Source organism: Corallococcus exercitus, assembly GCF_042231735.1.
Lineage (GTDB): Bacteria > Myxococcota > Myxococcia > Myxococcales > Myxococcaceae > Corallococcus > Corallococcus exercitus_B.
This window is the reverse complement of record NZ_CP102577.1, coordinates 5,790,770-5,813,507: the sequence shown is the minus strand read 5'-3', so window position 1 is coordinate 5,813,507 and position 22,738 is coordinate 5,790,770. Positions and strand designations below refer to the sequence as shown.

General features: G+C 71.8%; 24 protein-coding genes. 13 read left to right on the top strand and 11 right to left on the bottom strand.

The genetic code is table 11. The features are described 5' to 3' along the window. Positions 1-3: 3 nt before the first annotated feature. Positions 4-732: an NIPSNAP family protein gene (locus tag NR792_RS22800; protein ID WP_375754787.1), complete on the bottom strand. Its 729-nt coding sequence runs from the start codon at positions 730-732 to the stop codon at positions 4-6. A gap of 91 nt (positions 733-823) precedes the next feature. Between NR792_RS22800 and NR792_RS22795 the strand changes: the two genes are divergently transcribed. The 6 genes from NR792_RS22795 (at position 824) to NR792_RS22770 (ending at position 5,808) form a co-directional block, all read left to right on the top strand. After that, positions 824-2,314: a PLP-dependent aminotransferase family protein gene (locus tag NR792_RS22795; protein WP_375754786.1), complete on the top strand. Its 1,491-nt coding sequence runs from the start codon at positions 824-826 to the stop codon at positions 2,312-2,314. Positions 2,315-2,376: 62 nt separating this feature from the next. Continuing rightward, positions 2,377-2,760: an ArsR/SmtB family transcription factor gene (locus NR792_RS22790; protein ID WP_375754785.1), complete on the top strand. Its 384-nt coding sequence runs from the start codon at positions 2,377-2,379 to the stop codon at positions 2,758-2,760. Continuing rightward, positions 2,757-3,215 carry an SRPBCC domain-containing protein gene (locus NR792_RS22785; RefSeq protein WP_375754784.1) on the top strand — a complete coding sequence of 153 codons (459 nt, stop codon included), beginning with the start codon at positions 2,757-2,759 and terminating at the stop codon, positions 3,213-3,215. Before NR792_RS22790 ends, NR792_RS22785 begins: the two co-directional genes overlap by 4 nt. A 37-nt stretch (positions 3,216-3,252) precedes the next feature. After that, the gene (locus NR792_RS22780; protein WP_375754783.1) at positions 3,253-3,837 is read left to right on the top strand and encodes a hypothetical protein; all 585 of its coding nucleotides are present in this window, start codon (positions 3,253-3,255) and stop codon (positions 3,835-3,837) included. Beyond that, positions 3,810-4,895 (top strand): MBL fold metallo-hydrolase, encoded by a 1,086-nt coding sequence (locus NR792_RS22775; protein ID WP_375754781.1) that lies wholly within the window; start codon positions 3,810-3,812, stop codon positions 4,893-4,895. The genes NR792_RS22780 and NR792_RS22775 overlap by 28 nt, the downstream gene beginning before the upstream one ends. After that, complete coding sequence (locus NR792_RS22770) at positions 4,882-5,808, top strand: tol-pal system YbgF family protein (RefSeq protein ID WP_375754780.1); 927 nt, start codon at positions 4,882-4,884, stop codon at positions 5,806-5,808. The genes NR792_RS22775 and NR792_RS22770 overlap by 14 nt, the downstream gene beginning before the upstream one ends. Here NR792_RS22770 and NR792_RS22765 read toward each other — a convergent pair. The 4 genes from NR792_RS22765 to NR792_RS22750 form a co-directional block, all read right to left on the bottom strand. Next, positions 5,805-6,302 carry a Uma2 family endonuclease gene (locus NR792_RS22765; RefSeq protein ID WP_375761674.1) on the bottom strand — a complete coding sequence of 166 codons (498 nt, stop codon included), beginning with the start codon at positions 6,300-6,302 and terminating at the stop codon, positions 5,805-5,807. The two genes, NR792_RS22770 and NR792_RS22765, sit on opposite strands and share 4 nt — an antisense overlap. A gap of 146 nt (positions 6,303-6,448) precedes the next feature. Beyond that, a complete protein-coding gene (locus NR792_RS22760; RefSeq protein WP_375754779.1) occupies positions 6,449-7,030 on the bottom strand; it encodes a Uma2 family endonuclease in 582 nt (193 codons plus the stop codon). Positions 7,031-7,081: 51 nt separating this feature from the next. Further along, the gene (locus tag NR792_RS22755; protein ID WP_375754778.1) at positions 7,082-8,122 is read right to left on the bottom strand and encodes a methyltransferase; all 1,041 of its coding nucleotides are present in this window, start codon (positions 8,120-8,122) and stop codon (positions 7,082-7,084) included. Between the two features lie 42 nt (positions 8,123-8,164). Next, positions 8,165-8,497 carry an MXAN_6627.5 family MYXO-CTERM protein gene (locus tag NR792_RS22750; RefSeq protein ID WP_375754777.1) on the bottom strand — a complete coding sequence of 111 codons (333 nt, stop codon included), beginning with the start codon at positions 8,495-8,497 and terminating at the stop codon, positions 8,165-8,167. Positions 8,498-8,622: 125 nt separating this feature from the next. On the opposite strand from NR792_RS22750, the gene NR792_RS22745 reads away from it, so the two are divergent. Next, the gene (locus NR792_RS22745) at positions 8,623-9,945 is read left to right on the top strand and encodes a response regulator (RefSeq protein ID WP_207054942.1); all 1,323 of its coding nucleotides are present in this window, start codon (positions 8,623-8,625) and stop codon (positions 9,943-9,945) included. Between the two features lie 60 nt (positions 9,946-10,005). Here the strand turns inward: NR792_RS22745 and NR792_RS22740 are convergent, their stop codons facing one another. After that, the gene (locus tag NR792_RS22740) at positions 10,006-10,647 is read right to left on the bottom strand and encodes a hypothetical protein (protein ID WP_375754776.1); all 642 of its coding nucleotides are present in this window, start codon (positions 10,645-10,647) and stop codon (positions 10,006-10,008) included. Between the two features lie 57 nt (positions 10,648-10,704). Between NR792_RS22740 and NR792_RS22735 the strand changes: the two genes are divergently transcribed. The 4 genes from NR792_RS22735 to NR792_RS22720 all read left to right on the top strand — a co-directional run bounded on the left by NR792_RS22735 (position 10,705) and on the right by NR792_RS22720 (position 13,227). Continuing rightward, positions 10,705-11,202: a hypothetical protein gene (locus NR792_RS22735; protein ID WP_375754775.1), complete on the top strand. Its 498-nt coding sequence runs from the start codon at positions 10,705-10,707 to the stop codon at positions 11,200-11,202. Between the two features lie 66 nt (positions 11,203-11,268). Further along, positions 11,269-11,883: a thioredoxin-dependent thiol peroxidase gene (gene bcp / locus NR792_RS22730; RefSeq protein ID WP_375754774.1), complete on the top strand. Its 615-nt coding sequence runs from the start codon at positions 11,269-11,271 to the stop codon at positions 11,881-11,883. A 235-nt stretch (positions 11,884-12,118) separates the two neighbouring features. Continuing rightward, positions 12,119-12,640, top strand: coding sequence for a hypothetical protein (locus NR792_RS22725; RefSeq protein WP_375754773.1), 522 nt, complete (start codon positions 12,119-12,121; stop codon positions 12,638-12,640). Between the two features lie 137 nt (positions 12,641-12,777). Next, positions 12,778-13,227, top strand: a complete 450-nt coding sequence (locus NR792_RS22720) for a hypothetical protein (protein ID WP_375754772.1) — start codon at positions 12,778-12,780, stop codon at positions 13,225-13,227. Here the strand turns inward: NR792_RS22720 and nagZ are convergent. The 4 genes from nagZ to NR792_RS22700 form a co-directional block, all read right to left on the bottom strand. Beyond that, on the bottom strand, positions 13,224-14,288 hold the full coding sequence (nagZ, locus tag NR792_RS22715) for a beta-N-acetylhexosaminidase (protein ID WP_375761673.1): 1,065 nt from the start codon (positions 14,286-14,288) through the stop codon (positions 13,224-13,226). The genes NR792_RS22720 and nagZ overlap by 4 nt on opposite strands. 799 nt (positions 14,289-15,087) lie before the next feature. Continuing rightward, on the bottom strand, positions 15,088-17,187 hold the full coding sequence (locus NR792_RS22710; RefSeq protein ID WP_375754771.1) for a BatA domain-containing protein: 2,100 nt from the start codon (positions 17,185-17,187) through the stop codon (positions 15,088-15,090). Next, the gene (locus NR792_RS22705; RefSeq protein ID WP_338263016.1) at positions 17,184-18,065 is read right to left on the bottom strand and encodes a DUF58 domain-containing protein; all 882 of its coding nucleotides are present in this window, start codon (positions 18,063-18,065) and stop codon (positions 17,184-17,186) included. The genes NR792_RS22710 and NR792_RS22705 overlap by 4 nt, the downstream gene beginning before the upstream one ends. Before the next feature lie 13 nt (positions 18,066-18,078). Further along, a complete protein-coding gene (locus NR792_RS22700; RefSeq protein ID WP_375754770.1) occupies positions 18,079-19,107 on the bottom strand; it encodes an AAA family ATPase in 1,029 nt (342 codons plus the stop codon). Between the two features lie 374 nt (positions 19,108-19,481). Here NR792_RS22700 and NR792_RS22695 point away from each other — a divergent pair, with 374 nt between their 5' ends. Further along, complete coding sequence (locus NR792_RS22695; RefSeq protein WP_375754769.1) at positions 19,482-20,762, top strand: hypothetical protein; 1,281 nt, start codon at positions 19,482-19,484, stop codon at positions 20,760-20,762. A 25-nt stretch (positions 20,763-20,787) separates the two neighbouring features. Here NR792_RS22695 and NR792_RS22690 read toward each other — a convergent pair whose 3' ends face one another. Further along, the gene (locus tag NR792_RS22690) at positions 20,788-21,699 is read right to left on the bottom strand and encodes a LysR family transcriptional regulator (protein WP_375754768.1); all 912 of its coding nucleotides are present in this window, start codon (positions 21,697-21,699) and stop codon (positions 20,788-20,790) included. Positions 21,700-21,766: 67 nt separating this feature from the next. Between NR792_RS22690 and NR792_RS22685 the strand changes: the two genes are divergently transcribed. Next, positions 21,767-22,714: an NAD(P)-dependent alcohol dehydrogenase gene (locus NR792_RS22685; RefSeq protein WP_375754766.1), complete on the top strand. Its 948-nt coding sequence runs from the start codon at positions 21,767-21,769 to the stop codon at positions 22,712-22,714. The last annotated feature ends 24 nt before the right edge of the window (positions 22,715-22,738 follow it).

Genomic DNA, 22,738 nt, shown 5'->3' with positions numbered 1-22,738 from the left:
CGGTCAGCGCAGCTGGGACCGTGCGGTGGGGGACAGCGTCAGGTGTTCGAGCGGAGCACTCAGCCACGGCTGGAGCGGCTCCACCCAGGCCTTCGAGGCGGCTCGGCGTCGAAGGTGCTCGCGGTGATGCACGGCATCGGGAAACACGGTGAGCCAGGCGAGGACGTGCTCACCCGTGCGCACGGGCAGGGCAGGGAAGGTGTTCTCCGCGGGCTCGGTCTGGAACAGGGCTTGGGGCGTGGCGCCCAGCTCCTGGAGCACGGGACTCACGTGCTGCTTGAAGGAGGCCATGAGGGCTTCATCGGCCGGGGCCTTCAGGGAGCAGAGCGTCACCTCGACCCGGGAGTCGGGCCGAGCGACGGCACCGGGTGGTGGCCGAGGCGTGCCGGGATGCACGAGCCCTGTGTCCGGCCGCACGGGGCGCAGGAGCAGGACGTTGTCGGAGTCCAACATGGTCGCGTTCGCCGCGTCGCGGTGCTCCTTCCACACCGGGCCGCCGTAGAACGCGCTCAGGGCGTCGCGTCGTGACGCCATGTCGCGGAAGCCTCGCATCCACACGAACCGGTCCGGCCGGTCCTCGTCGCGGAACTGACCGATGAGGTGCATCCCGGCGGCCTCCTGCGACTCGACGAAGGCCCGTTCAAAGAGCGAGAGGAGGGCCTCGCGCTGACCGGGATGCAGCGTGTACTGGCGCAGCTCGAGGACCGAGCAGCAGGCGGACTGGGACGGCATGAAGGCTTCCGGGGTGCGGGTGCGGAGGCCATCCATCGCAGGGAACTGGTAGGGTCATGAAGACCACTTCCGACAGAATCGGCCATACCAGTTGAAGACCCCCACCGGCGTCGCGTCCTCGCTCCTCTTGCGGCTCGATTCACGGAGCCCCACGCCGCTGCATGAGCAAATCTTTGAAGGCATCCGCGCGCGGATCCTCGCGGGCGCATTGGTGCCTGGGCTGCGGATCCCCTCCTCCCGTCAGCTCGCCACCGAGCTGGCCGTGGCCCGCAGCACCGTCCTCCAGGCGCTGGATGCGCTCACGGCGGAGGGCTACCTCGTGGCCCGTGCAGGCTCCTCCACGCGCGTCGCGCCCGAGCTGCCCGGCCTCCTCGAAGACCGAAACCGGAGTCTGGTGCCCCGTGCCCCGCGGGGGCCGCGGCTTGCTTCATCCGCGCGGACGCTGGAGCCCGCACCTGTCGGTGCTCCGCGTCTGGGCTCGGCGCCGCGCGCCTTCCGGCCAGGTGTGCCCGCGCTGGACCTGTTTCCTACCGCGCTCTGGGCCCGCACGGTGTCTCGCGTCCACGCCCGCGCGAGCACGGGTCTGCTCGACGGCGGTGACCCTTCGGGCCATGCGCCACTGCGCGAAGCCATCGCCACCCATGTGTCCTCGTCGCGCGGCGTGCGCTGCGTTCCGCAGCAGGTCTTCGTGACCGCGGGCACCCAACAGGCGTTCGATGAAATCCTCCGGCTCGCGCTCGACCCGGGTGACGCCGTCTGGGTGGAGGACCCCGGCTATCCCGGTGCACGTCGCGCCGTGCTCGCCGCTGGAGGCCGCCCCGTGCCCGTCTCCGTGGACGCGGAAGGGCTCGACGTGGGAGCGGGCATCGCTCGTGCGCCCAGGGCCCGTGTCGCGCTGGTGGCGCCTTCACACCAGTACCCCCTGGGCGCCACGCTGAGCCTGGCGCGGCGGATGGCGCTGCTCCAGTGGGCCGGGCGCACCCGCTCGCTGATCATCGAGGACGACTACGACAGCGAGTTCCGCCACCGGGGCCGTCCCCTCACCGCGCTCCAGGGGCTCGATGACGCCGGCTGCGTGGTCTACGTGGGCACGTTCAGCAAGTCGATGTTCCCCGGCCTGCGCCTGGGCTTCTTCATCGCGCCGCCCACCCTGGTGGAGGTCTTCTCCGCCGCCCGCGCCGCCGCGTCCGCGCCAGCCTCCGCGCTGGAACAGGCCGCGCTCGCGGTGTTCCTCGCGGAGGGGCACTTCGCCCGCCACCTGCGCCGCATGCGCGCGGCCTACCGTGAACGCGGCGAAGCCCTGCTCGAAGCCCTGCGCGCCGACTGTTCGGGCGTGCTCACGCCCCGTCCCTGTGACACCGGCATGCAGGTCTGCGCGTCGCTCGCGGCGCCGCTGTCCGACCTGCGCGTCCGCGATGAAGCGGCCCGGAGCGGCGTGGAGGTCGCCGCCCTGTCCGGTTACTTCGTCGGCCGGCGCCGGGAGTCCGGCCTCGTCTTCGGCTTCGGCGGCGTGCGCCCGGACGCCCTCCGCGCGGGGACGCGCACCCTGGCCCGGGTGCTGGAAGCCGTGCAGCGCCGCTGACCTCTCCAGGCCTTCGCCTTGACAGCTCACGGGCCCGCGTTGATATTCAACCCAGAGGTTGAATGATGCGGACCCCGGCGACCCCGAACCACCTGGACCAGACGCTGCTGGCGCTGGCCGACCCGACGCGACGGGCCATCCTCCAGCGCCTGGCGGCGGGGGAGACGCGTGTGACGGAGCTGGCCCAGCCCTTCGCCATGTCCCTCAACGCGGTGTCCAAGCACATCCGCGTGCTGGAGCGCGCGAAGCTGGTGCGCCGCCGCCGCGAGGGCCGCGAACACCTGCTGTCCTTCACTCCCAGACCCATGGACGAAGCCGCGCGCTGGATGGAAGCGCAGCGCGCGAACTGGACCACCCGGCTCCAGGCGCTCGACGACCTCCTCCAGGAAGAGGACCGCGCTGCCGCGGCCTCCGCTCCTCCCCACCCGAAAGGACGCACCCGATGACTCCGCCCCGCCCCGTGACGCTGAGCGTGACCCACCGCTTCAAGGCCTCCGCCGAGCGCGTCTTCGACGCCTGGCTCGACCCCGCGAAGGCCCGTCACTGGCTCTTCGTCACCAAGACGGACACGCCGCTGGTGCGCTCGGAGGTGGACGCGCGCGTGGGCGGCACCTACACCTTCACGGACTCGCGCGACGGCGAGGAGGTGGAGCACGTGGGCGAGTACCTGGAGCTCGACCGTCCCCGCCGGCTGGTGTTCACCCTGGCCGTGCCCAGGTACTCCCAGGACTACGACCGGGTGACGGTGGACATCGTTCCCCAGGGCACCGGCTGTGAGCTCACCCTGACCCACGAGATGGGCCCGGACGGCGAGCAGTGGAAGGACAGCACCGTGAAGGGGTGGAACACCCTCCTGGGCCACCTCGACGCGTGGGTGGATTCCGCCGCGAACCCCGCCTGACATCCCTTCCCGGGCGCGGGCCGTCTACGATGGCGCCATGACCTGGCGTTCCCTCCTCCTCCCGCTGGCGCTGCTGGGCGCCGCGTCCGCATGCGGGCCGCGGCGCAGCGACCCCGCACGCGTGGCGGAGGACCTGATGCGCCCCGCGCCCGTGGGCGCCTTCGCCGCGGGCACACCTCCGGCCACCACCGACGACTGCACGGTGCGCACGGCGAAGACCTGCTTCGACCAGGCGCTCACCCTGCTGGCCTCGAACGCGCAAGGCCCGGAGCGGCTGCGCGCGCTGTCGCTGATGGGCAAGGCGTGTGACGGGCAGGTGAAGGACGCCTGCGCCTGGCTGTCCCAGCACGTGAAGGAGCCCCAGCGCGTGCGCGGCGGTCCGCCGGACGACCCGGTGTTCCAGGAGGCCTTCCAGCGCTGGCGCGAAGGCCGCAAGCACCACGTGCGCGTGACGTGCCGGCTGGTGCAGGGCGGCGTGCCCCAGCGCTGCGAGGTGCGGGAGGCGAACCTGCCCCCGGACCTGCTGGCGCAGGCGCTCACCCACATCCAGGCCTCGCGCTACGCGCTGCCCACCCTCGACGGAGAGCCCTTCGAATGCGACTGGACCATCGTCATCAAGTGACGCGGCTGTGGCCCGTGCTGGCCCTGTCGCTGTTCACGGGCTGCTTCGCCGGCACCGTGCACCGGGGCCCGGTGACGGACCACTTCGACGGCGAGTCGTTCCAGAACATCGGCGACGCGCCGAAGCTGTCCCCGCTCACGCTGATCGCGGCCGTGATGGACGAGAAGCGCGGCCCGTGGCGCGACTCCGCGGAGGAGCCGCCCGGCCCGAAGCCGCCCGAGCGCGTGGGCCCGGGACAGCTGCGCGTGACGTTCATCGGCCACGCCACGGTGCTGCTCCAGGCGGACGGCGTGAACGTGCTGACGGACCCCATCTATTCGGAGCGGGCGAGCCCCGTGTCCTTCGTGGGCCCCAAGCGCGTGCGGCCCCCGGGCATCCGCTTCGAGGACCTGCCGCCCATCGACGTCGTGGTGGTGAGCCACAACCACTACGACCACATGGACCTGCCGACGCTGCGGCGGCTGGAGGCCGCGCACCATCCGCTCTTCGTCGTGGGCCTGGGCAACCGCGAGCTGCTCATGGACGAGGGCTTCCAGCGCGTGGAGGAGCTGGACTGGTGGCACTCCGCGCAGGGCGGGCCGCCGGGGCTGAAGGTGTGGGCGGTGCCCGCGCAGCACCGCTCGAACCGGGGGCTGACGGACCAGGAGGAGACGCTGTGGGCGGGCTACGTGCTGGAGACGTCCGGCGGGCCGGTGCTCTTCGCGGGTGACACGGGGCTGGGGCCGCACTTCGACCGCATCGCGGAGCGCTTCGGGCCCATGCGCCTGTCGGTGCTGCCCATCGGCGCGTTCCGCCCGCGCGTCCTGCACCCGGTGCACATGGGGCCGGAGGACGCGCTCCAGGCGCACCGCGTGCTGCGCTCGAGCACGTCGGTGGCGATGCACTACGGCACCTTCCCCATGGCGTGGGACGGCCAGGACGAGGCGAAGTACCTGCTCTTGCGGCTCTTGCTGAAGGAGGAGGTGCGGCCGCGCTTCTGGGCGCTCGGCTTCGGCGAGGGCCGGGACGTGCCGCCGCTGGCGCCGGGGAATGACGGGCGGGCCGATGCCGGACGCTGAGGGGGCGGTGCCGCCGGAGGTGGAGGCGAAGGAGCTGATGGACCGGGCGCGCGGGCACATGCGCTCGGGCGACGTGGAGGAGGCGATTCCGCTCTGCGACGCTGTGTACCGGCGCTTCACGCTGTCGAAGTCACCGGCGCTCCAGCTCCAGGTGGCGCGGGCGCTGAGCCACCGGGGCGCGGCCATCGCGGAGCAGGGGATGTTCCAGGAGGCGCTCGTCCACTTCGACGAGGTGGAGCGCCGCTTCTGGAGTCCGCGCAGGCCCGAGCTGTGGGAGGGCGTCGCGTGGGGGATGCTGTACCGGGCCCGCGTGCTCCTGGAGATGGACCAGGAGCCCATGTGCAGCAACTGGCTGGAGCGGATGCTGAGCCGCTTCGGGACTTTCTCGCAGCGGTCCGACCTGCGCGTTCCGGTGGAGATGGCGCGGACGGCGGTGCTCGCCGCCCACAACCAGGCGGAGCGGTTCGAGGAGTCGCTGAGCCTGTCCGAGGCGCTCCTGAAGGAGTACGACGGACAGGCGGATCCGTTCCTGGTGGAGCAGACGGCGGTGGCGTTGCTGCAGCGGGCCATCGCGCTCCAGGGGCTGGGGCACGTGGATGAAGCGCTGGAGGCGTTCGACGAGGTGGACGTGCGCTACTGCGAGGACACGGATCCACGCCTGCGAGCCCTCGTCTCCACCGCGCTCATGGGCCGGGCCATCGTGTTGCTCCGGGAGGAGTTCCTGCCGGAGGCGCTCTCCGCGCTGGACGCCATCCTCGAGCACGCCGGCCCGAACCCGGGACGGCGGCTGCTGGAGTCCGTGAACTTCGCGAAGTTCCACCACGAGGTCATCGAGCGGCAGATGCAGCTGGAGCGCGAGCGGACGGCCCGCGGGCCGAAGCCCCGGGCCGTGTCCAAGCCGAGGCCGCGTTAGCCCGGAGGCGGAAGCGACTTCCAGAGCCAGCCCAGGCGCAGGTCCCGCTCCTCGAAGGGCGGGGCCCGGATGAGGTCGTCTTCCTCGCCGTAGACGCCCACCTCCACCCAGAGCCCGTCCCGCAGCTCGCTCACGGTGAGCGTGCGCGAGTCCAGGTCCACGAACCACAGGTGCTTGATGCCAATCCGCGCATAGAACGGCCGCTTGATGCGCGTGTCGTAGGCCCGCGTGGTCGGCGACAGGATTTCACACGCCCAGTCGGGAACATCCGTCCATTGGCCTTTGGGCATCAGCGGCACCCGCTCGCGCCGCCAGCCTGCGAGGTCCGGACTGAACTCCGGAGAACCGCCCACCCGGATGCCGGGCTCGGTCATGAGCCACCAGCCACCCGGCATCCCTTCACCACCCAAATGGAATGCGTCATCCAGTTCGCGGTGAAGCCTGTACTCGAAGTGCCCATGCGCGGCGCGCGGCCGCGCCTGCGTATACAGCATTCCATCGATGATCTCGCCCACCACGCCCTCGGGCAGGGCCTCGATGTCAGCGAGGGTCGCCGGACCCCCGAGTGGTTTCGCGCCATAGGCCATGCCTGGAGTGTGGAGTTAGCAGCACCGTCTGACAAGCAGGCGGCACCGAGCACTCAAGACGCTTCGGTGACGGGCCACCACTCGCCCAGCCGCAGCTCGATGGCGTCGAACGGCGCCGCGCGGATGACATCGTCGTCTCCGTACACGCCCAGCTCCACCCAACGCCCATCATGCAGCTCGCTCACGGTGAGCGTGCGCGCCTCAAGGTCGATGAACCACAGGTGCTGGATGCCGATGCGCGCGTAGAACGGACGCTTGATGCGCGTGTCGTAGGCCCTGGTGGACGGTGACAGGATTTCACAGGCCCAGTCCGGGACGACCTTGCACCTTCCTCCCGGCAGCACGGGGACCCGCTCGCGCCTCCACCCGGCGAGGTCCGGGCTGAACTCCGGTGCTCCCTCCACCTGGATGCCCGGCTCCGCCAATATCCACCAGCCGCCCGGGCCCTGCTGGCCGCGCTGGAAGGGGCCTCGCAGCGCTTCAATCAGCGCGCCCACCAGGTCCATGTGCCCGGCCCGGGGCCGCGCATGCGCGTACAACGTCCCATCGATGATCTCGCCCACCACGCCCTCGGGCAGGGCCTCGATGTCAGCGAGGGTCGCCGGACCCCCGAGTGGTTTCGCGCCATAGGCCATGCCTGGAGTGTGGAGTTACCTCCACCGTCTGACAAGCCGACCCCAGGGCGGCTACTCCGGCTGCGCGATGATCAACGTCTGCAACGGCAGATGCCGGATGGGCCGCGTGCTCTGCACCTTGAAACCCGCGTCATCCAGGAAGCCCTCGACCTCCGCGGGCGTGTACGACGCGGCCCCGGACGTGAGGAAGTAGTGCAGCCCGATGAGCGGCGCGGACGTGCTCTGCGTGTCCCGCTCCTCGCGCAGGTACTCCAGCACCGCCAGCGTGCCCCGGGACGCCATCGCCCCGCGCACGCGCCGCAGGAGCGCCACGTTCTGCGCGGGCGTCAGGTGGTGCATCACCTGGAACAGCAGCGCGCCGTCATACGGCCCGCCCAGCTCCGCGTGCAGCACGTCCCCTTCCTTGTGCGTCACCCGGTGTGACAGCCCCGCCTGGGCGATGATGTCCCGCCCCACGCGCACGCTGCCCTCCAGGTCCACCACCGTGGCCTTCAAGCCCCGGTGCATCCGGCACAGCTCCGCCGCGTACCAGCCGTGCGCGCCGCCCAGGTCCAAGAGGTGCCGCGCCCCGCGGGGCAGGGGAATGGCCGCCGCCACCTCCGGCGAGGCCAGCCGCGCCAGCTGGTACATGGCCTGGATGTAGTCGCGCCAGCGCGGGTCGTCCGGAGCGAACTGGTGGATGTCCACCGACTGCCCGCTCTTCACCGCGCTCTCCAGCTGCCCCCACCAGTCCCACTGCGCGTAGTTGAACTCCAGGAACGCCGTGATGGCCTGCGGCGAGCGCGGGTCCAGCCACCGCCGCGCCCGGGGGGCCAGCCGGAAGCGGCCCCGGTGCAGCTCCACCACCTCGCAGGCGATGAGCGCTTCCAAGAGCGCCCGCATGCCTTCGGTGCTCGTCTTCAGCCGCGCCGCCAGCGCCTCCGCCGTCGCCGCGCCGTCCGCCAGCGCCGCGTAGACGCCCAGCCGCGCGCCGGCCATCAGCGTGCGCGACGCCATCATCCCGAAGAAGGCGTGCGCCAGCGGCTGCGGCGCCAGGTTGAGGAAGTCCGCCACCCGCTCCAGGAGGTTGTCCGCCTTGAGGCCCAGCCGCATCGCGCGTCGCTCCTTGGAGTGGGGGGAGTGGGGGCCTGCCGGCTACCGGCGGCGCCGTGAGCCGGCCACGGCGGCCACGCCCAGAATCATCAGCGCCGCCTGCGGGCCCAGCAGGCAGCCCTGCGTCTCCGCCTGGCGGATGCCCGTGTACTTGCACTTGCCCGTGTTGCAGCTGAAGCGCGGCGCGCAGTCACTGCTGCTGCGGCAGTCCGTGGGCACGCGCCCGGTGTTGTCGTCCCCTTCGGGGGAGTTGGGGTCGTCCGGCTGGCCCGCGTCCTGCGGCTGGCCCTCCTGGCCCAGCGCCACCAGAGGGGAGAACAGGAGGAATCCGGCCAGGAACCCTGCCGGGCAGATGCGGGAGAAGAGGGAGGACATGAGGCGGGCGCCACCCTAACGCCCCAGCGGGGCGGTTGCATCCATCCTCTGAAGGGGGCGGCCGTCCGGCGTTCCCTGGAAACGCTGGCCGCCCAGGCGCCCGAATCTGCTACGGTCCCCCCGCGATGGCGCCTCGAATCCTCGTCGTGGACGACAACCAGGAGCTCCTCTCCCTCCTCACGCAGCTGTTCGAGGACGCCGGGTACGAGGTGGTGGGCGCCAGCCGTGGCAAGCAGGCCATCGAGGCCGCCCGCGCCCAGCCGCCCGGCTGTGCTGTCTTGGACATCCTGCTGCCGGACATGATGGGCTACCACCTGGCGGACACGCTGCGGAAGGACAACCCCCAGCTGCCGCTGCTCTTCATCACCGGCGTCTTCAAGGGCGGCAAGCACGCCACGGAGGCGCGCCAGAAGTACCAGGCCGCCGGCTACTTCGAGAAACCCTTCGAGGCCCAGAAGCTGCTGGAAGCGGTGGCCAAGGTGCTGCCCGCGGAGAAGAAGGTCCCCGCCGCCTCCATGCAGGACGCCTTCGAGGTGGAGCTGGACATCGACGTGGAGGAGGAGGGCCCGCAGGACGCCATGGAGCTGACCGGCCGCATCAAGGTCACCGGCGGCGGCAACCTCACGGCCGAAATCCGCGGCGCCAACCTCACCGCCACGCCCATGCAGAAGGTGCCCTCCACCCAGGTGCGGCCGCCCACCGCGGGCCGACCGCCGGATCCACTGCCGGTGGGGGCGGGCTCGCCGGGCAGCCGCCGGGGAGAGCTGAAGGACAACCTGCCGTCGCTGCTCACCGCCTTCTACCTGTCGCGTGAGACGGGCGAACTGGGCGTCCAGCGCGGCAAGGTGAAGAAGGTCGTCTACTTCGAGAACGGCACCCCGGTGTTCGCGCTCTCCAACCTGCTGGCGGACCGCTTCGGGCAGTTCCTGGTGCGCGTGGGGAAGATCAAACCCGAGCAGCTCCAGGACGCGTCCGCCGTCGCCGCGCAGAGCCACCGCCGCACCGGCGACGTGCTGGTGGAGCGCGCCCTGCTCAAGGACACGGAGCGGCTGTACTACGTGGGCCAGCAGGTGAAGGCCATCATCTACTCGCTCTTCTCCTGGGAGGAGGGCACGTACGTGATGAGCTTCAAGGAGAAGGCCTCCGCGGAGTCCATCAAGCTGGACGTGCACCCGGCCAACCTCATCGTCCGGGGCATCAAGAAGCTCTACAAGCCGGAGCGCCTGCGCCGCCTGCTCCAGCCCGAGGACCGGCTCATCCCCGCCGTCGCCCCCGCCTACGGCCTCAACGAGGTGGAGCTGGAGCGCTGGGAGGCGGAGCTCCTGCCCAAGATTGACGGCAACCGCGTGGTGGCGGAGCTGCTCGCGTTCGCCAACCGCCCGGAGCACGTCGTCTACGGCTTCCTGGTGTCGATGATGGCGCTGGGCATCCTGGACAAGCGCTCGTAGCGGGCCGGTGCGCTCAAGGGCGCCCGGTCTCCGGGTGCCCCCGCGCCGTGCGACGTCACTTCAGACGAGCCGCGAGCCGATCCAGAACAGGCCCAGCGCGCCGGAGCCCAGCGCGACGCCGCGCTGGATCCACAGGCTGATGCGCGCGTTGGCGCGCGACAGGCCTTCGGCGAACACCAGCCCCACCGCGCCCATGCCGATGAGGATGCCCAGCGCGAAGCCGGGCAGGTACGTCCACGCGGACAGGCTCATGCTGCCGCCCACCAGCAGCGGGGGCAGCGCGATGAGCAGCGACCGCACGCCGCTCACGGCCATGAAGGCGCCCGCGGCGGTGCTCACGGTGTGCACGTGCTCGTGCGGCTCGCGGTCGTGGCCGGGCAGGTGCGGGTGGCCGTGGTCCAGGCTGTGCGGGAAGAGCAGGGCGGTGACGGCCAGCGCCACCAGCACCGCGCCGCCGAACACCTCCGCCCACCGCTCGAAGGTCTCCGACAGGCCCACGCCCGCGAAGAGGCACACCGCCGCGATGCCGCCCAGCATGGCCGCGTGGCCCAGGGCGAAGCGCAGCGCCGTCATGATGGCGACGCGGCGCCGGCCTCCGCCCAGGGTTCCGAGCGTGGCCATGGCGGCGCAGTGGTCCGGCCCCAGGGCGTGGAGCATGCCTTGGGTCAGGCCGAGCAGGAAGGCGAGCAGGATGGGAGCCACGACGGCGCACCCTAGCCGTGGTTTAACCGGGTGGCCAGCAGGAGGAAGCCCCACATCATGCGCATTGCTCATCCCCGACATTCCGCCGCGCTGCTGTTGGCGGGGCTGCTCGCCCTGCCGGGCTGCTCCAGCGACCCCGGTCCGGAGCAACTGCGGAAGGCTCAGGGCCGCTACGAGGAGCTGATCAACCAGAAGCTCCCCGCGCAGGACCCGGCCTGGACGGAGGTCATGGCCCAGTTTGAGGCCGTCCCCAAGGACTCCAAGGCCCGCCCGGAGGCCGAGAAGCGGCTGGCCTCGCTGAAGGCGGCCCGCGAGAAGGTCCCGCCGCGCCCCCTGGCCCGCCCCGGCGCCACCGGCCAGGGCGCCAGCGACGTGGAGGCCAAGCGCGCCGCGTGCGAAGCGCTCGCGAAGAAGCTGGGCGAGGCCAACACGGACGCGACCCGCGACGTGCTGCGCAAGGTGCTGGAGACCTGCCAGGCGGAGCTGGTCCGGCTGGAGGCCCATGACCACCCGCCGGGCGAGGAAGTGCATCCGCCGGGTGAAGGCGCGCACTGAGCCTGCTCGAAGCGCGCGTGGAGTTGAGAAGCCCGCGAGGTCTGGGTATGGAACCGGCGCATGCCCATGCCCCAAGCAGGTGACAAGGCCCCCGGCTTCTCGCTCCCCGACCAGAGCGGCGCCACCGTCTCCCTCTCGCAGTTCAAGGGGCGGCACGTCGTCCTCTACTTCTACCCGAAGGACGCGACCCCCGGCTGCACCACGGAGGCGTGCGACTTCCGCGACGAGCACTCCGCGCTGGTGAAGGCCGGCGCGGTGGTGCTGGGCGTGTCGCCGGACACCGTCGCCTCCCACCAGAAGTTCGCCACGAAACAGGGGCTGCCGTTCTCGCTCCTGGCGGACCCGGACCACGCGCTGGCGGACGCGTACGGGGTGTGGGGGGAGAAGTCCCTCTACGGCCGCAAGTTCATGGGCCTCATCCGCGCGACCTTCCTCATCGGCCCGGACGGCAAGGTCGTCCGCGTGTGGCCCAAGGTGAAGGTGGCCGGCCACGTCGCGGAGGTCCTGTCCACGCTCCAGGGTGGAGCTTCCGATGCGGCTTCGGCCCCGAAGGCCCCGGCGGCGAAGAAGGCTCCGGCGGCGGAGGCGAAGCCGGCGGGTGTCAAGAAACTGGCGGCGAAGAAGGCCCCGGCCGCGAAGCCGGCGGCGAAGGCCGCGGCCCGGAAGGGTGCTCGCGCCTGAGCGGAGTCGGGGGCGGGCGCCGGTGCACTCCTGGCGGGACAGGGAGGCCGGGACCGTGTATGCCTGCGCCCGTGGCTGGCTCCTCTCTCCCCGGGCGGGGCTGGCCGTTCACCATGAAGCCCTGACGGCCTCCGGGCCGGACAGCGGGCGGCCGGCAGGGCCAGCCCCCGGGTGGATGCCCGGTGGTTGGCGAGGACGGCATGACCATTCCTCGGGGATGGCGGAGACGATGAACATGCGCGAGCGAGGCATTCAGCGGTGGATGGGAGCGGCGGCGCTGGCGGCGGGCGTGCTCCTGGGCACGGCCTGTGGCGGGCTGCCGGAGACGGGCGGCAAGCAGCCGGATGAGTCGCGGGGCAATGCCTTCGCGCAGCGTGGGGCGCAGCCGGAGGCCGTCTACAACGTGGCCGAGCAGCAGGGGCACGAGAACCCCTCTGACGCGCACCGCGGCGACGCGGCCGCGAAGCTGCCCGCCCACGTGCTGACGGTAGACCGGGGCTACAACTCCACCATCGAGAAGATTGGCTCCAGCATCGACCCGCGCACGCCGGCCAAGGATGGCCAGCCCAACAACTCCAAGTGGGACGACCCGGGCGGCATGATGGCGCACCGCTACGCGGCGCTGGGTGGGGCGACCTACTCTCCCGCGGCCTGGGGCGTGGGGGGCGGGGTGTCCGCCAACACGAACGAGACCCAGCGCGGCTTCGAGGAGCCCTACAGCTACGTCAGCCCGCCCATCTACCTGCGCGACCGGTAGTTGTACGGCGGTCCAGGGGGCGCCCGCCGGCCAGCGTGCCAGCAGGCGTCCCTGCTCCGGCCCCGCCACTCCCGGTGGGGCGCCGGGGTGGCCACTCCTTCTGTCGAGGCCGTGACGGCTTCCGGAAGGAGCAGGCCATGCACTCAAAGAGACTTCATCACTGGACGCTGGTGGCCGTGTGCGCCGCGACGGCCGCGCTGGTCGGCCCCGGCTGCAACCGCGACAACCCCCTGCCGCGTACGGGGAGCAACTACGAAGGCGTCGCCAACGAGCAGCAGCCCGCGCCGCCGGGAACGGGGGGCTCCGGCCAGCAGCAGGGCGCGAACACGCCCACGGAGACGCCCAAGGACGCGAAGGGGATGCCGCTGAAGCCGGGTCCCGCCGGTGCCCAGGGCGAGCAGAACAAGATTGGCGCGCCCGGCTTCACCACGCCGCAGGAGCGCGTGCCCGGGGACCAGGGCGGAGCGGACCGCTTCCAGGGCCCCATGGGCCAGGGCTCAGCCCCTGGCTCTGGCTCTGGCTCTGGGGCGGCAGGCTCCGAGACGTCAGGCTCCGAGACGTCAGGCTCCGAGACGTCAGGCCACTAGCGCGACGCGAGCATGACCTCCGTGGGGTCCTTGCCGGTGAAGGCACTGGCAAGGCCCTCGGCCAGCGAGCGGTGCTCCGCGTCGCCCAGCGTGGCGAGCCGGTCCTCGGCGGGGTGCGCGAAGCGGGCGGCGAGCGCGTCCAGGCGCCGGTGCGCTTCGGTGATGCGCTCGCGCGGGACGCGGCCGGACTCCACCGCCTTCACCAGCGCTTCGATGGCGGTGCGCTGCACGTCCGCCTTGTGGCACACGAGGAACAGGTCCACGCCCGCGAGCGTCCCCTGTACCGCGGCCTCCGCCACGGAGTAGTGGTCCGCGATGGCCTTCATCTCCAGGTCATCGGAGACGACGACGCCGTCGAAGCCCAGCTCCTTGCGGAGCAGGTCGTGCAGCGCGCGGTGGCTCATGGTCGCCGGGACGCCCTGCTCCAGCGCGTCGAACAGCACGTGCGCGGTCATCAGCGACGCGAGCCCTGCCTTCGCGAAGGCCTGGAACGGCACCAGCTCCACGCGGCGCAGGCGCTCCAGGTCATGCGGCAGCCGGGGCAGGGTGAGGTGGCTGTCCGTCGTCGTGTCGCCGTGGCCGGGGAAGTGCTTGCCGCAGGACGCCACGCCGCCGGCCTCCAGGCCCCTGGCGAGCGCCACGCCCAGCCGGCCCACCTCCACCGGGTCGCGGCTGAAGCTGCGGTCGCCAATCACGGGGTTGGCAGCGTTGGTGTCCACGTCGAGCACGGGGGCGAAGTCCCAGTCGAAGCCCACGGCGCGCAGCTCGTGCGCGAGCAGCCGGCCCACGCGCTCGGCCAGGGCTTCGTCGCCGCGCTGGCCCAGCTCGCGCATGGGGGGCAGGGACGTGAAGGGCTCACCGCGAAGGCGCGCCACCCGGCCGCCCTCCTGGTCCACGGAGAGGATGAAGGGCCGGCCCGCGCGCGTCTTCAGCTCACGGCACAGCGCCGCGGTCTCCGCCGCGGTGCCCACGTTGCGCTTGAAGAGGATGGCGCCGTAGATGCCGTCATCCATCAGCGCCGCGAGGTCGGCGTCGATGCGGGTGCCAGGGAAGCCCACCATGAAGAGGCGGGCACAGTCGCGGTAGAGGGCGGAAGCAGGGCTCACGGCCGCGCAGTGTGGCAGAGCCCGTCGGCTTCCGGGCACTCCCGCGCATCCCGAGCGTCGGCTGCCTGTCAGGGCACCGCACGAACCTGCCCGACAGTCCGACAGGTTCAGAGCCCGTGGCTGGGACCGGCCGCTACAGCCGGAAGGAGGAAACCTGTCGGACAATCGGACAGGTTTTGAAGGCCGTGGCCAGGAGGCGCTCTGGTCCAGCCGGACGGCGGAAACCTGTCGGACAGTCGGACAGGTTGGGCCCCTGCGGCTGGGGGCGTCCGCCTACCCGAGCAGCGAAACCTGTCCGACTGTCGGACAGGTTGGGAGGATCGCGGCTGGGGGCCCCGCTCCATCCGAGAGGTTTGAACCTGTCGGACAATCGGACTGGTTGGGACCCCTGCGGCTCGGGGCATTCGGCCCACCCGAGCAGCGGAAACCTGTCGGACAGTCGGACAGGTCTGGAGGACCGCAGTTGAGGGGCCTCGCTCCATCTGAAAGGCGGGAACCTGTCGGACAGCCGGACAGGTCTGGAGGACTGCGGCTAAGGGGCTCGCTCCATCTGAAAGGCGGGAACCTGTCGGACAGTCGGACAGGTTGGGAGGACCACAGCTAAGGAGCCCCGCTCCATCCGAGAGGCGGGAACCTGTCCGACAGCCGGACAGGTCTGGAAGCCTGGGGCGAGGGGGGAGTCTGCCCACCCGAGCAGCGAAACCTGTCCGACAGTCGGACAGGTTGGGTCCGCGCCGGGCGGGCGGCGGCCGGGCTACTTCCTTAGCAGCGTGCCTTCGAAGAAGAACGCCAGGCACGCGGCCAGGATGAGCCACGTCCACAGCGGCACGGCGGGCTTGTCCGCATCCCCCGTGGAGGCCTTCACCGTGTCCTCGCCGAAGTAGGCCGTCAGCGTGTCCTGCGGTACGCGGGTCAGGTCGCTCTCCGCCGGGTCCAGCGTGGCGGCGAAGTCCAGCGCGGCCACGGGCTTCCCCTCCGCGCCCAGCACCGAGTGCACGCCCGGCTCCACCGTGGGGCCCGCCACGAACGAACCGTCCGGCTGCGCCTTCACCGGCAATTCACTGCCGTCCGGCGCGCGCACGGCCGCCACCTTCTGCGTGCCCTCCGGGCGCAGCGTCACGGTCTCGCCTACGCGCACGCGCACCTCCTCGCGCTCCTCCAGCGAGCCCGTGAGGTACGCGGCGAAGCGCTGCATCAGCGGCAGGAAGCTCGTCCGGATGGCGAAGTCGCTCCAGTCACGGTCCACCGTGCTGGTGAACAGCGCCACGCGCCCCTTGCCCCGGCGCGCCACCGCCACCGCCGGTGCCCCGTCCTCGTACGTGGCCAGCACCTGGCTGGTGCCCGGCGCGGACGGGCTGTCCGCCTCCAGCAGCATGTACTTGTAGAAGCGCGCCCCGATGAGGCCCTCCTCCGCGCGGCCCGTGAAGGGCGCGAACAGCGGATGGTCCACCTTCACTTGCGCCAGCTTCGCCGTCTTCGTCTCCGCGTCGGGGTCCTCGCGCTCGGCGCTCGTGCGCACCAGTCGCAGCGGTCGCGGCAGGAGCGTGCCCAGCCGGGAGTTGTACGCCTCCGGGTTCACGTGGTCGCCCACGCTCACGAAGAGGCCGCCGCCGTTCTCCACGAAGGCCGCCAGCTTCTGTGCTTCCTCCTCGGACGGCGCCGTCGTGTTGAGCAGCAGCACCAGGTCATACGCGCTGAAGTCCTCGCGCAGCCCCACCTCCGCGTCGCGCACCGCCACGTCCACCGGCGAGCCCGGCGACGTGAGCGCCGCATCCACGAAGAAGGCCTCGTCCCGGTAGCGCGTCGCGTGTGGCGAGCCGTTCACCACCAGCGCCTTCAGCCCGCGCGGCACCGGCAGCACGAAGGCCCGCCGGTCGTCCTCCGCCAGCGAGTCCTGCGCGAGCGTCACCTGGCCCACCACCGTGCCGCCCTGCGGGAAGCGCACCGTCAGCGTCTTCTGCGTCGTGCCGCCCGCGGGCACGTCCACGAAGCCCTTGGCCAGCGTGGACTCGCCCACGCGCACCGCGGCCTCCAGGTCCTTCGCCGGCTTCGTGCCGAAGTTCCGCACCGTGAACGTGAACTGGTACGCGCGAGGGCCCGCCTGCAGCGCGGGCTCCACCCGCAGGTCCACCAGCGCGCGGTTGTCCAGCGACTCGCGCCCGGACGCCACGTCGCGCAGCACGACCTCCGGCTTCACCATGGTGCCCGTGGGCCCCTTCACCGTGGGCGGCGGCGCTTCCAGCCGGAAGCCGGAGGCCGTCATGTCGGAGACCACCACCAGGCGCTTGCCCGGCATCGGGTTCTCCTCCAGCGCCCGAGCGGCCATGTCCAGGCAGCGCGACAGGTCCGCCGTGCCGTACGTGGGCTTCGCCTCGTCCACCAGCGCGCGCAGCCGGGCCCGGTCGAAGCCCGGCGGCGGCGGCGCTTCCGGCGACGACGTGCACACCATCACCGTCGCGGGCTCCTCCGGCAGCAGGTCCTTGAGCGCGTCGCGCGCCTCGTCGCGGCCCTTCTCGAAGTTCGACGTGCCGTCCGACCAACGCATGGACAGCGACGCATCCAGGATGACCGCCGTGGCCGCCGGCCCGCGCGTCACCGTGGCCGCCTGCGCGTCGCGGGTGAACTCCGGCCGCGCCAGCGCGATGGGGATCGCCAGCAGGATGAGCGTGCGCAGCGTGTAGAGCAGCAGCCGCTTCAGCTTGAGCCGGCTCGCCGTGCGCTTCTGGCTTCTCAGCACGAACGCGAGCGGCCCGAACGGATGCGCCCGGGGCCGACGCCGGTCGAACAGGTGCACCAGCACGGGGATGAGCGCACCCAGCGCGCCCAAGAGGAACCAGGGGTTGCCGAAGGTCACCGGCGCCTCCCGCGACGTCCCAGGAAGCGCAGCAACACCTCGTCCAGCCGCTCGTCGGTGCGCACCAGCTCGTAGTCCACGTCGGCCTCGGCGCACTTCGCCTTCACGTCCGCGAGGAACGCGCCGAACTCCTCCAGGTAGCTCTGCTTGATTTCACGCGGGTTCACCTCGATGCGGCCCTCGCCCTCCATGTCCAGGAAGAGCGTGGGGTCGTCGAAGGGGAACGTCAGCTCCGCGGGGTCCACCAGGTGGAACACCGCCACGTCGTTCTTGCGCTGCCGCAGGGCCAGGATGCGCTTGAGCGCTTCCTGCCGTTCATCCAAGAGGTCCGACAGCACGATGACGGTGGAGCGCCGGGGCAGCACTTCGGCGAGATGATCCGCCGCGCTGCCCAGGTCCGTGGGGCCCTTGGCCTCCGTGTGCTCCAGCGCGTCCAGCAGCACGTTGAGGTGTCCGGCGGAGGCGCGGGGCGGCACGTCGCGGAAGGCGCCACCCACCATGACGGCCAGGCCCGCCGCGTCCTGCTGGCGCACGAGCAGGTAGCTGAGCGCGCCCGCGAGCGTCTTGGCCACCTCCAGCTTGGACATCGCGCCGCTCTGGTAGCCCATGGACGCGGACGCATCCACGACCATCACCGAGCGCAGGTTCGTCTCGTGCTCGAAGCGCTTGACGTAGTACTTGTCGAACTTGCCGTAGGCCTTCCAGTCCAGGTGGCGCAGCTCGTCGCCGGGGGCGTACTCCTTGTGCTCGGCGAACTCCACGCTCTGGCCCTGATGTGGGCTCTTGTGGAGGCCGGACAGCACGCCCTCCATCACGGCGCGGGCGCGCAGCTTCACGCCCTGGAGGCGGGACAACGTCTGGGCGTCGAGCAGCGCCATGGGGTGGAAGCGCCTAGCCCTTCACCACCGTGAGGAGCTGGTCGATGAGCTTCACGGACGTGATGCCGTCGCTCTCCGCGGTGAAGTTGGGCAGCACGCGGTGGCGCAGCACGGGCCGCGCCAGCGCCCGCACGTCCTCCACCGTGGCCACGAAGCGGCCGTTGAGGATGGCGCGCGCCTTGGCCGCCAGCACCAGGTACTGGCTCGCACGGGGGCCCGCGCCCCACGACACGTTCTTCGCCACGAAGTCCGGCACGCCCGCTTCCTTGGGGCGCGTGTGGCGCACCAGCTCCACCGCGAAGCGCACCACGTGGTCCGGCACCGGCACGCGGCGCACCAGCTCCTGGAGGGCGAGGATGCGCTCGGGGGACAGAATCTTCTCCAGCTTCGGCGGCGCGCCGGCGGTGGTGCTCTTGACGATCTGCACCTCCTCCTCGGCGGTGGGGTAGCCCACGTCCACCAGGAACATGAAGCGGTCCAGCTGCGCCTCGGGGAGGGGATAGGTGCCCTCCTGCTCGATGGGGTTCTGCGTCGCGAAGACGAGGAAGGGCAGCTCCAGCGGGTACGTGCGGCCACCCGCGGTGACGCGGTACTCCTGCATGGCCTGGAGCAGCGCGGCCTGCGTCTTGGGCGGCGTGCGGTTCACCTCGTCCGCGAGGATGATGTTCGCGAACAGCGGCCCCTGCATGAAGCGGAAGGAGCGGCGGCCCGTCGTCTTGTCCTCTTCCAGGATGTCCGTGCCGGTGATGTCGGACGGCATCAGGTCCGGCGTGAACTGGATGCGGTTGAAGGACAGGTTGAGCACGTCCGCCAGCGTGGAGATGAGCAGCGTCTTCGCGAGGCCGGGCACGCCCACGAAGAGGCAGTGGCCACGGCTGAAGAGCGAGATGAGCAGGTGCTCCACCACGTCCCGCTGCCCGACGACGCGCTTTTCAATCTGCTCGACGATGGCGTTGCGGGCCTGGGCAAGCTCCTCGACGGCGCGCAGGTCCTCGGGGGTGGCGTCGGACGGGGGGAGTGGGGCGGGGGCGGCGCTTTCCATGGAAGGGTTCTCTTAATCGGCGCGCGGGGGGCGGACCAACGGTTTCCGTCGCCCTGGGGCCCGAGCGTGGGGTGGCAACCGTTCCAGGGGGCCGGTATTCCTCGGCGAAAACACAGGGGTCCGACCGGCCCCGCGCCCGTCCCGGTGCCTGCCCCCCGGCCTGTTTCAGTGCCCCCTGGACAGGGGGGAATGCCGGACCGTGGACACACTGCTTACGTTCCCAAGGCACCTGCGATGGAGCAGGGCAGGCATGGGAGCACGGCATGCGTTCAGCACGGCGAGTCATCTGGGGCGGGTGGGCACTTCTGGGCGCGGGACTCCTCGGGTTGGGCGGCACTGCCTGTGGTGGTGCTTCGGCGGAGGAAGCTGGCGATGTGACGGCCAGTGCGGAAGCCCAGGGCACCGTCCCCGCGCCGGCCCCCCAGACGGCTGCTCCCTCGCCTGGGACCCAGGCGCCCACGCAGGCCCCCTCGGCGGAGGCCCCCAAGCCCTCGGCCCCGGCGGCGAGCCCCTGGTCGCACACGCTGGGCGGCCCGCAGGACGACACGGGCACGGGCCTGGCGGTGGGGCGGGGCGGGGAGGTGCTGTTCGTGACGTCCGGCACGCCGCGCTCGGACGAGGACCGCGAGCAGGTGGAGGGCGAGCGGCTGGTGGTCACGCTGTCGCGCTACGCGGCGGACGGGACGAAGCAGTGGGCGAAGGAGTTCGAGCGCAACCGCCTGTCGGACCTGCGCGTGGCGGGCTCCACGGGAGCTGACGGCGCGGTGTTCCTGTCCGGCAACGCGTTCCTGTACTCGGCGGACTTCGGGCTGGGCGAGGCGCAGGACGGCTTCCTGGTGAAGTTCTCCCAGGCGGGCGCGCCCGAGTGGCAGCGCCGCGTGGGCCAGAAGGTCTACGCGGTGTCCGCCGACGCGGCGGGCGGCGTGGTGGCGCTGGGCGAGGAGTGGACGACGGAGGCCCACACGCCCCGGCTGGTGCGCTACGCGGCGGACGGGGAAGTGCGCTGGACCCAGACGTTCGATGGCGCGAAGGAGGGCACGCTGCTGTCGGCGGTGGCGCTGTCGGCCACGGGCACGTCGGTGGTGGCCGGCCGGCTGGTGGGCCCGGTGACGGTGGACGGGCGCACGTTCGACGCCGAGGGCGCGGGCGGCTTCGTGGTGCTCGCGTTCGGCGCGGACGGAGCGCTGGCGTGGGGCCGCGAGGTGCCGGGCGTGAACGGCCGCGTGGGCTCCGTGTCGGTGGGCGCGGACGGCACGGTGGCCGTGGCCGGCGAGGCGGTGGGCCTGCTGGTGTGGAACGGCGTGGCGCTGGATGAGGGCGGTCCGTTCGTGCTGACGGCGGCGGCGGACGGGCAGGAGCGCTGGGTGAAGCAGCCCACGTGTGGCTCGACGTCGGTGGGCACGGTGGCCGCGGTGGAGGCCGCCGGCCCGGTGGCGGCTGCCTGCGGCAACACGGTCACGCGCTACGCGGCGGACGGTGCGCTGCTGGGCACGAAGACGCTGGCGGCGGAGGCGTGCGAGAGCGGCACGTGCTCGCTGGCGACGACGGCGCTGGTGGCGGCGCCGGACTCCGGGCTGGTGGTGTCCGGCTGGCAGCGCGACGGCGCGGGCGACACGTGGAACCAGGATGCGTTCCTGCGGCTCGTGACGCACTGAGCCTGACCGCGGAGCGTGCCGTGGGCTACTTCAGGCCCACGGCGCGTACCGCGTCCTGCACGAGCCCGCGGACCCAGGCGTGCTTCGGGTCGCCCTCGTTCCCAAGATGCCAGGCCAGGAGCATCTCGAGGGGAGGCATCGAGACAGGCAGCGGCCGAAGCTCGAGCCCGAGTGCCTTCGCGTGCATGGCGGCGAAGCTGCGCGGAAGGACGGCGAGCCGGTCCGAGCCCAGCACGAGCGGCAGCGCCAGGGAGAACGTGGTCACCACGCGCGTCACGCGACGTGAGAGCCCCTCCTTCTCCAGGAGCACGTCGATACCGCCGCGTCGCGACTGCGCGAGGGGGGCGACGAGGACGTGCTCCCACTCGGTGAACCGTTTCAGGGACATGCGTCCGGTGGCGAGGGGATGCGCCCCGCGCATGACGCAGACGAACTCGTCGACGAACAGGCGCTGCGAGCGCAGGTCCCGCTCCTTCGCGAGGTCCGGGACGATGGCGATCCCGCCGTGGTCCCGCAGGAACGTCCCCAGGTCCGACGTCTGGGTCCGGAGCGTGAGCAGGGCCCCGGGAGCACGCGCCGCGAGGAGTCGGTCGAGCGTCGGCAGGAGCAGCTCCGCGACGCGGTCCGACGTCGTCACGAAGATGTCCCAGGTCGCCGTCGCCGGGTCGAAGGGACGCCCCTGGTCGAACAGCCGCCCGGCCGCCAGCATCACCTCCCTGGCGGGTGCGCGAAGCGCTTCGGCCCGCTGGGTTCGCACGAGCGACCTCCCGTTGCGGACCAGGAGCGGGTCGTTGAAGTCGACGCGCAGCCGGTGCAGGGCATTGCTCGCCGCCGCGGGCGTGATTCCCAGCTTCTTCGCCGCGCGCGTGACGTGAGCCTCCTCAAGCAGGTGATGGAGCGCGCGAACGTGGTTCAGGTCGAAGGCCGAGAGCTTCACAGCGTGAACAATACCCATTCCCACCATCAAGTTCCGCGAATGAGTGCCGCCCCGTAGCTTGAAGGGCATGAACGCACTCACCTACAGCCGCTTCGGCAGTCCTGATGTCCTCCAGCACACTCAGTCGTCGGCGCCCCGCGTCCGCGCCCACCACCTGCTCATCCGTGTCCGAGCCGTCTCGGTGAATCCCATCGACGGGAAGATCCGGCGGGGCGAGCTGCGGCTGCTCAGCGGTGCCCGCTTCCCGAGGTCGCCCGGCTCGGACTTCGCCGGTGTCGTCGAGGAGGTAGGAGCGGGCGTCGAAGGGTTCTCGGTCGGAGACCGCGTGTTCGGCTTCCCCGGGAGCATGCGGGAGGGAACGCTCGCCGGACTCATCACGGTCGCGGCGACGTCCGTCGCCCGGACTCCGCCAGGGCTCGACGACGTCGGGGCCGCGGCGGTCTCGATGGTGGGGCTCGCGGCGCTTCAGGCCGTGCGTGACGTCGCGCGCGTCGCCCCCGGTGAGCGCGTGCTCGTCAACGGCGCGACGGGCGGTGTGGGGCTCATGTTGATCCAGCTCGCCCGGTCGCGTGGCGCGCACGTCACCGCCGTCGCCTCCGCCGCGGGTCTGGCCGTGGCACGGCAGTACGGTGCCCAGGGGGTCCACGACCATCGCGCCCGGCCGCTCTCGATGCTCGGCGAGCGCTTCGACGTCGTCTTCGACCTGAGCACGAAGCTGTCCTTCGCGGAGGCGCGGAGCCTCCTGTCGCCGCGCGGCCGGCACGTGGGGTTCGAGCCGTCGCCCGCGTCGCTCATCGCCTCCAAGGTGCTCGGCCCCTTCCGCCGCCAGAAGCAGCTGCTGCTCGTGACCAGGCCGTCCGGCCGGGACCTCGCGGAGCTCGCGGGGAAGCTCCAGGCCCGGGAACTCCTTCCTCCGCCCGTGGAGGTGTTTGAGCTGTCCGACGCTCGCGGCGCGTTCGAGCGGTCCGAGCGCGGCGGCGTCATCGGCAAGGTGGTCATCCGCGCCGCGCCCTGAAGCCCCCGCCTTCCAACGCAACCC

Bases quoted from the DNA above. Each gene is read 5' to 3' on its own strand.
- NR792_RS22800 (WP_375754787.1), bottom strand. From the start codon at position 732: ATGCCGTCCCAGTCCGCCTGCTGCTCGGTCCTCGAGCTGCGCCAGTAC.
- NR792_RS22790 (WP_375754785.1), top strand. From the start codon at position 2,377: ATGATGCGGACCCCGGCGACCCCGAACCACCTGGACCAGACGCTGCTG.
- NR792_RS22785 (WP_375754784.1), top strand. From the start codon at position 2,757: ATGACTCCGCCCCGCCCCGTGACGCTGAGCGTGACCCACCGCTTCAAG.
- NR792_RS22780 (WP_375754783.1), top strand. From the start codon at position 3,253: ATGACCTGGCGTTCCCTCCTCCTCCCGCTGGCGCTGCTGGGCGCCGCG.
- NR792_RS22775 (WP_375754781.1), top strand. From the start codon at position 3,810: ATGCGACTGGACCATCGTCATCAAGTGACGCGGCTGTGGCCCGTGCTG.
- NR792_RS22770 (WP_375754780.1), top strand. From the start codon at position 4,882: ATGCCGGACGCTGAGGGGGCGGTGCCGCCGGAGGTGGAGGCGAAGGAG.
- NR792_RS22765 (WP_375761674.1), bottom strand. From the start codon at position 6,302: ATGCTGTATACGCAGGCGCGGCCGCGCGCCGCGCATGGGCACTTCGAG.
- NR792_RS22760 (WP_375754779.1), bottom strand. From the start codon at position 7,030: ATGGCCTATGGCGCGAAACCACTCGGGGGTCCGGCGACCCTCGCTGAC.
- NR792_RS22755 (WP_375754778.1), bottom strand. From the start codon at position 8,122: ATGCGGCTGGGCCTCAAGGCGGACAACCTCCTGGAGCGGGTGGCGGAC.
- NR792_RS22750 (WP_375754777.1), bottom strand. From the start codon at position 8,497: ATGTCCTCCCTCTTCTCCCGCATCTGCCCGGCAGGGTTCCTGGCCGGA.
- NR792_RS22745 (WP_207054942.1), top strand. From the start codon at position 8,623: ATGGCGCCTCGAATCCTCGTCGTGGACGACAACCAGGAGCTCCTCTCC.
- NR792_RS22735 (WP_375754775.1), top strand. From the start codon at position 10,705: ATGCGCATTGCTCATCCCCGACATTCCGCCGCGCTGCTGTTGGCGGGG.
- bcp (WP_375754774.1), top strand. From the start codon at position 11,269: ATGCCCCAAGCAGGTGACAAGGCCCCCGGCTTCTCGCTCCCCGACCAG.
- NR792_RS22725 (WP_375754773.1), top strand. From the start codon at position 12,119: ATGCGCGAGCGAGGCATTCAGCGGTGGATGGGAGCGGCGGCGCTGGCG.
- NR792_RS22720 (WP_375754772.1), top strand. From the start codon at position 12,778: ATGCACTCAAAGAGACTTCATCACTGGACGCTGGTGGCCGTGTGCGCC.
- nagZ (WP_375761673.1), bottom strand. From the start codon at position 14,288: ATGGTGGGCTTCCCTGGCACCCGCATCGACGCCGACCTCGCGGCGCTG.
- NR792_RS22705 (WP_338263016.1), bottom strand. From the start codon at position 18,065: ATGGCGCTGCTCGACGCCCAGACGTTGTCCCGCCTCCAGGGCGTGAAG.
- NR792_RS22700 (WP_375754770.1), bottom strand. From the start codon at position 19,107: ATGGAAAGCGCCGCCCCCGCCCCACTCCCCCCGTCCGACGCCACCCCC.
- NR792_RS22685 (WP_375754766.1), top strand. From the start codon at position 21,767: ATGAACGCACTCACCTACAGCCGCTTCGGCAGTCCTGATGTCCTCCAG.